This window comes from uncultured Halovibrio sp. (assembly GCF_913056445.1).
In the GTDB taxonomy this organism is placed as follows: Bacteria; Pseudomonadota; Gammaproteobacteria; order Pseudomonadales; family Oleiphilaceae; genus Halospina; species Halospina utahensis_B.
In genome coordinates, this window is sequence record NZ_CAJXMA010000012.1 from 44,155 (window position 1) to 50,862 (window position 6,708).

Here is a 6,708-nt window from a genome sequence, read left to right on the forward strand (position 1 = left end):
CAATGGCTGATACCGAAAACCAGCGCCTCGCTGTCATGATCGACGCGGACAACGCCCAGGCCTCCCTTTGCGCCGAACTGCTCGCGGAAGTCGCACGTTTCGGCGTTGCCAGCGTTAAGCGCGCCTACGGCGACTGGACCACAACCAACCTCAAGGGCTGGAAGGAGCATCTGCACAAGCATGCCATCCAGCCGGTCCAGCAGTTCAGTTACACGGTAGGTAAGAATGCGACGGACTCCGCACTGATCATCGACGCCATGGACCTGCTGCATGAAGGCAAGCTCGACGGGTTCTGCCTGATCTCATCGGACAGTGATTTCACAAGGCTGGCAACACGGATCCGGGAGTCAGGGCTCACGGTGTACGGCTTTGGTGAACGCAAGACGCCGGAACCCTTCGTCTCCGCCTGCGACAAGTTCATCTACACCGAGATACTGAAAAGCCGCAACAGCGCTGACGAGCCGCAGCCCGTCGATGCGGAACAGACCAGTGATCTCCGGAACATTCTCATTCCGGCGGTAAACACCGTTTCAAAGGACGATGGCTGGGCACCGCTTTCCGGGGTGGGCTCCTACCTCAACAAGAAGTACCCCTCGTTCGACTCACGCAATTACGGGTATGAAAAGCTGGGGCAGCTCATGAAGTCACTGGACTATATTACCGTGGATGAGAGGAAGCCACAGCCGGACTCCCCGATCACCCACATTTACGTGAAGGCCACCGCCTGACGCCCGTCCGGGGCCCACTCCGTCGCCAGAGCCAACGGAGCGGTATCACTTGAGATTCGGGGTGGCATGGCTCTGCCCCATGTTGCCGAAACTCTGTTCATAGAGCTCTTGAAAGCTTTCAACGAAGTACCGCACGACCCGATTCGGTGCATGCACCATGTTGTCATCCGAGATGAGGCCGAACTGCACGGTTCCAGCGTAGCTGAGGATACTGAGCCCCACCCCGAGGTGGCCGGACTGGGGCACCCAGACAAGCGGTTGCAGGATTCGAGCCCCGGCAATGCTGAGAGGCGACCGCGGGCCCGGCACATTGGTCAAAACCAGTGACGATTTGTCGCTGAGCGTGTTGAGAGCGAATTTCTCCAGAGCCGCGGGACCGTAGCCAAACAGTTCCAGCAGGCCAAAAGTTGCCCGTGGCTGCTGGGAATTCTTGATCTCCGACAGTGCCTTTTTCACCTTTTTGAAACGCTTTATGGCATCCGGCTCATCAAGGGGTAACTCAACCAGCACAAGACCAAAGTGGTTGCCCAGAGACTTAACGGGCTGATCTTTCGGGCGCAGGTTGAAGGGAATAGTGACATGGATATTCCCTTTGATGTATCGGTCCGCCTCGCTCAGATACCGCCTGAGCGCACCGGTAACAGCAGCCACCAGAACATCGTTGACCGTGCCCTCCAGCTGATGCGCAAGCTCCTTGACCCGCGCCAGCGGCAGGGGATCAGCCCAGGCTACGCGCTTACGCCCCGACAGTTCGGCATGCAGGTGAGTGCTCGGGTCCCGCGGCATCAGTCCAAGATGAGCCACTTCCCCGACAATCGCCCGGCCTTCCTCGAACCAGTGCGTGACATGCTCAGGGTGGCGAGCGAGCTCCATACCCTCCTCGAACAGTTCATGACCCAGGTGAACGCCCTGCTGAGCTATTCGTCGCATGGATCCGGTCAGGGATCTGACCAGACCACCAGCGGGCAGCTGGTCCACATGTTCTGCTTCAGGAAGCCTTCCTTCACTGGCCAGGGACATGAGCACCTGGACCAGCGCGAGCCCGTCCGCGATGCAGTGGTGCAGACGTGCCACAATGGCCGCGCCATCCTCGTAATGGTCCACAAGATGGAACTGCCAGAGGGGATGCCGGACGTCCAGTGGGGTGCTGGCGAGGTCCCCCACGAGATCCTGGAGTGCCTGCTGATCACACGGCTCCGCGAGCGCTATATGATGGAGATGGTTATCCAGGGAAAAATGCGGATCCTCTTCCCAGAAAGCCCTGCCGTCATCCTCAGTAACACGCTGGGAAAACCGGCTGTAGCGCAGCAGCCGCTGTTCCAGCAGTTCCCGGAACGCCTGGATGTCCACCTGGCGATCCAGAACCAGTACCCCCGTGATCATCATGGGGTTATCTTCACTCTCCATGTGCCACCAGGCCGTATCAACCGCCGTCATCTGTTCCCGTGCTTCACCCATCACCAACGCTCCCGCTGCGCTGTAACCGATGCGCTTCACCGGCTCCCTGGCTTCGATTATAGGCCTGTTGATGGCGGCAAATGTTGAGCTGGCTCAATCATCGAGAAAATGACCGCGCCCGATTTATGATGGCCCATCTGACCGACACAGCCGAATAAGGATGACACCTCATGAATGAGTGGTTCGCAAGTACGCCTGTGCCCCTGCTGGGCGTCGTACTCAGTTCAACCGGGATGTACGTCACCATCCTGCTCCTCGCCCGCTGGTCCGGCGTGCGCAGCTTTGCCCAGATGTCCGCCTTCGACGTGGCGGTCACCATCGCCATCGGCTCATTGCTCGCAACATCTGTCGTCTCCACCGATCCGCCCCTGCTGCAGGGAATGACGGCGGCAGCCACGCTCTACGGCCTGCAACTGGTCGTGTCACGGCTGCGCCGCCGTAACGAGGCAACCCGCAGGACCTTCGATAATGACCCGATCCTGCTGATGGGCCCGGGCGGAGAGCTTCTACACGAGAATATGCAAGTGGCCCGTGTGACGGAGGACGACCTGCGCTGCCAGCTGCGCAAGGCCAACGTGATTGATCCCGCCGATGTGGAAGCGGTGATCATGGAGGGCACCGGGACGGTCCATGTCCTGCGGGGCCACGGAACCGCCCCGGCGCCCGATTCCTGGATTCTTGGGAATGTGCGGGACTATTCCGGATCGAGGCTCGAGGGGAGGACCTGACGATCAGCCTCCCTTGATGACCTCGCGCTCAAGCCCCAGAAGCAACGCCAGCCCGACTGCGGCCGAAAGCCGGATCAGCATTTCCAAGGGGGGAATCTCAGAATCAAACACGGCACACCTCCTCTTCTGTTGCTGTTTTCCGATTACGCACCAGCGCTTTGCCTTACAATGCAGATTACATCGTTCTGCTACGCTGACCGAAATGTCTGCCATTAAGGTATCTCAATGTCCGAAGATCCCCTCAAGACCCTGTCCGACCTGGCCAGCGAGGCCCATGCCCGGATCCAGCAGGCGCATGAACACATCAACCCGGTCGTGGAAGTCCGCCAGGGCATGCGCAACAGCGGCATCCCTGCGGACGTGATGACCATTGACTGCCTGCGCACACGCCGGCGGATTGTGCTGATCCTTCACGATGAGCAGCCCGGCACCCTGCTGTTTGAGTTCATTGGACTGGACGAGGAGCCCGGCGGTCCCTTCCGGAGTATCCCCCTGACCGAAGTGGGCGCGGATACATTATTTGACTGGATGCAGGACTATTTCTCTGATTAAGTATCCATTCCCTTCACAATCTTACCGTCTGTAGCGAATTGTATTTCGTAATCAACGATCTCCGGGATATAGTTTATACTCTCTCTAACTTTGTTGGCTCGATGCCAGCCCACTTCCCGGTCGCTGCGCGCTGTTGATGATACGGAAAACCACAGCCACAACCCTGATCGCGCTCCTGATGGTGGCCACGGCTTTTGCGTGGGCCGGGGAGCCAAGAGAGCTGAACCTCAATGCCTCGCACGGCGATCTGGGGCTGGGCGGCCTCAAGCAATGGAACTTCAGCTTGACGATGGATGGGGCGCTGGACCCGGCAGATGCGCCGGATAAGGGCCACGCCCAGACAGAATCCAGAACAAAGCTGAACCTTGATCGTTTCCTTTTCTCAAGCCGCATGGACAACCTGAGTATCCAGTTTGGTCACCACCAGGCGGCCAGACAGGGACTTCTCTTTGACGGGGATACGGACTGGGGGCTCTCCGCCACAAGCGAACTGGAGCCGCTGAACAGCAATCTTTCGGTTTTTGCTGTCAGCGCTGGCGAAGCACCCGATACCGTCCGTGAGATGCAGCTTTCCGGCGATACTCCCTGGTATACCGGGGGTGTCTGGGAAGCGACACTGCCCATCGCCGGCTCCGATACAACCTTCTGGGCGGGCTATGTGGCCGGCTCCCGGAATTCCCGGGCGATGCACCAGCAGGGGTACTCGGTCGGCATTCAGAGTGGCTGGGACGACAACCGGCTGCGCCTGACCCTGGAACGGGCCATCAGCCGGCGCTCCGCTCTTGACCAGCGCCCGGACCACAAGGTCTCGGATACCGCACACACGGTAGCCCTCCGGTACCGTCCGGAGACGCACCTGCCGTTCCTTGGCTGGGAGTTCGGTGCGGAGGCAAAGCACGTGGGCGACGCTTTCCATACGCCTGGTAACCTGTCCATGACAGGCGCCCGCTCCTCCCGGCGGGTATTTCTCAACCTGACCCCCTTTGACAACGGTTCCCTGGGCTACAGCTACCGTCAGCTCAAGGAGAGCTATGGCCCGCACAGGGTCACCAGCCATGGCAACGAACTCTTTGCGGGTCTCACCCTTTCCCCCTGGGGCTGGCTCAGCCTGCAGCCTTACGGTGAGTTCGAGCACCGGGAATACGGGAGTCTGGATATGACGGGCCAACAGAGTCTGTTCCGCCTCACTGCGGACGCCTGGCTGATCCCGGACGAACTCGTGTACCGCAACACGTTCAAGCTGAGCCGCACCCGTGAACCGGTGGACTCCCTGCAGATCCGGGACAGGCGTCGGCAGTACCTGGGCGGTGAACTGCAGTGGCAGGCGCTCGCCCCCACCCACAACCGTACGGGCCTGGATGTTAACCTCAGCTTCAGCGCTGACCGGTACGAATCCCGCCTCAATCGCGGCGGTTCCCTGGATGATTACCAGGTGCTGCTTTCCATCAGTTCCGGCGGTGAGGGCGGTAGCCGGATCTGGTAGCGCCGGTTACATTTTGTGATCCGTTTAACGGTTGATAGACTGCAAAGGCATCATTCAACCATAGGACACAGATACCGATGAAAAAAGCCATTGCCGGCCTCATGCTGATGACAGCTACCGGAGCAGTAGCAGCGACCCCGGAGCTGCCAGAAGAATACGCCTACCTGGGCATCCATGGCACCCAGTTCTTCCATGACACCAACGGCCAGCGCCAGGACAGCTCGGATCTCGACAGTGCCCTGCTGCCCGGTCTCCAGATCGGCTACCGCTTCCAGTCCGACTGGTCCGTACAGGCACTGTATGAGACTGGCGAGCTGGACGCGGAACAGGGCAGCGGTGAGACAGATCTCGACACCGCAGTGATCGAGGGCCGCCGCCATTTTGGCAGCTTTGACCTGGCCGGGTTCGAGCCCTATGCCGGGATTGCCGTCGGGCACCATGAGTTTTCCGCCAATGGCAGCGACGACACTGAAACCCTGACCGGCATCGGTGTGGGCGTTCAGCGTGCGGTCGCAAGCAATGTTTTCATCGATGTGGGCGCGCGCCACGACTTCATCCTTGATAACAGCCGCCAGGATACGCAGGTCTATCTGGGTGTGAACTACGCCTTTGGCACCGGCGGTGACGAACCGGCTCCGACCCCGCAGCAGGAGCCCGCCAAGCCGCAGGACTCGGACAATGACGGCGTCCCCGACAGCCGTGACGACTGCCCTGACACACCCGCCGGCACCCCGGTGAATGACGCGGGCTGCGCCATTGAGCGCGACTCCGACAATGACGGCGTAACCAACCGCAACGATCAGTGCCCGGACACGCCGGAAGGCGCGAAGGTCAATGATCAGGGCTGCCACGAAACGCTCAAGGAAAGCGTGCGCGAGACTCTCAATGTGCGCTTTGAGACCGCCAGCGCCAACGTCACTGAGGGTTCCCTGCCGGAGATCCGCGACGTGGCCGAAGCCATGCGTGAGTTCCCTGAAAGTACCCTGGTACTGGAAGGCCACACAGACAGTGTTGGCAACGCAGAGTCCAACCGGGCCCTTTCCCAGCGCCGCGCGGAAGCCGTCAAGCAGATCCTCGTGGAGGAAATGGGCATCGACGCGGAGCGGGTGAGTGCTGAAGGCTACGGTGAATCGCAGCCGGTTGCTGACAACGACACCGCTGAAGGCCGTGCCAGGAATCGCCGTGTGGAATCCGTTCTGGAAGCCAGCCGGGAAGTCCAGCAGTAAGCGGCGTTTCCACCGCATCCCTGGATGACCCCCGGGAGCCGGCCCAGCCGGCTCCCGTTCCTGCTCCCTCCTCCTCGTCCCTTCCTTCTGACCATTCTCTACCACCAGCAGACGACGCCGTGATGACCTCTGGACGGCATGCGTTCGTACGCGTTACACAGAAGGTGCACGGAGCTGCCCTGAAACCCAGAGAAGAAGAGAGGATTACCATGACCCAACCCGTTGTTGCGGATAACAAGCCGATGAAGGTCAGCCTTACGGCTGGCGAGAGCTACATGTTCTGCGCCTGTGGCCGGTCTGAAAGCCAGCCATTCTGCGATGGTTCCCACAAAGGCACAGGCATTACACCCGAGAAGTTCACCCCTAAGGAAAGTGGTGATGCGGCGCTGTGCTGCTGCAAGCACACCAGCAACGCGCCCTACTGCGATGGCACCCACAAGCGGTTTGGTCCGGAGGATGTAGGCGCCGAAGCGCCCTGACCGGGGGCCCTGAAACAGAAAAGCCGGGGGCGGCTCATGCCACCCCCGGCTTTT

At 60.4% G+C, this 6,708-nt stretch carries 7 protein-coding genes; 6 read left to right on the forward strand and 1 reads right to left on the reverse strand.

Annotated elements, in window-relative coordinates; translation table 11 throughout:
- Positions 1 to 2: 2 nt before the first annotated feature.
- Complete coding sequence (locus QZ501_RS04495; RefSeq protein ID WP_151439227.1) at positions 3 to 728, forward strand: NYN domain-containing protein; 726 nt, start codon at positions 3 to 5, stop codon at positions 726 to 728.
- 45 nt (positions 729 to 773) lie between these two features.
- Here the strand turns inward: QZ501_RS04495 and QZ501_RS04500 are convergent, their stop codons facing one another.
- Positions 774 to 2,186, reverse strand: coding sequence for a wax ester/triacylglycerol synthase family O-acyltransferase (locus tag QZ501_RS04500; protein ID WP_295717545.1), 1,413 nt, complete (start codon positions 2,184 to 2,186; stop codon positions 774 to 776).
- A 170-nt stretch (positions 2,187 to 2,356) separates the two neighbouring features.
- Here QZ501_RS04500 and QZ501_RS04505 point away from each other — a divergent pair, with 170 nt between their 5' ends.
- The 5 genes from QZ501_RS04505 to QZ501_RS04525 all read left to right on the forward strand — a co-directional run bounded on the left by QZ501_RS04505 (position 2,357) and on the right by QZ501_RS04525 (position 6,654).
- A complete protein-coding gene (locus QZ501_RS04505; RefSeq protein ID WP_151439225.1) occupies positions 2,357 to 2,914 on the forward strand; it encodes a YetF domain-containing protein in 558 nt (185 codons plus the stop codon).
- 225 nt (positions 2,915 to 3,139) lie between these two features.
- Positions 3,140 to 3,466, forward strand: a complete 327-nt coding sequence (locus QZ501_RS04510; RefSeq protein ID WP_151439224.1) for a hypothetical protein — start codon at positions 3,140 to 3,142, stop codon at positions 3,464 to 3,466.
- 136 nt (positions 3,467 to 3,602) lie between these two features.
- Positions 3,603 to 4,949 (forward strand): hypothetical protein, encoded by a 1,347-nt coding sequence (locus tag QZ501_RS04515; protein WP_295717551.1) that lies wholly within the window; start codon positions 3,603 to 3,605, stop codon positions 4,947 to 4,949.
- 77 nt (positions 4,950 to 5,026) lie between these two features.
- Entirely contained in the window at positions 5,027 to 6,175 is a 1,149-nt protein-coding gene (locus QZ501_RS04520) for an OmpA family protein (protein ID WP_295717554.1), read from the forward strand.
- Between the two features lie 209 nt (positions 6,176 to 6,384).
- Positions 6,385 to 6,654 carry a CDGSH iron-sulfur domain-containing protein gene (locus tag QZ501_RS04525; protein WP_295717555.1) on the forward strand — a complete coding sequence of 90 codons (270 nt, stop codon included), beginning with the start codon at positions 6,385 to 6,387 and terminating at the stop codon, positions 6,652 to 6,654.
- Positions 6,655 to 6,708: the final 54 nt, after the last annotated feature.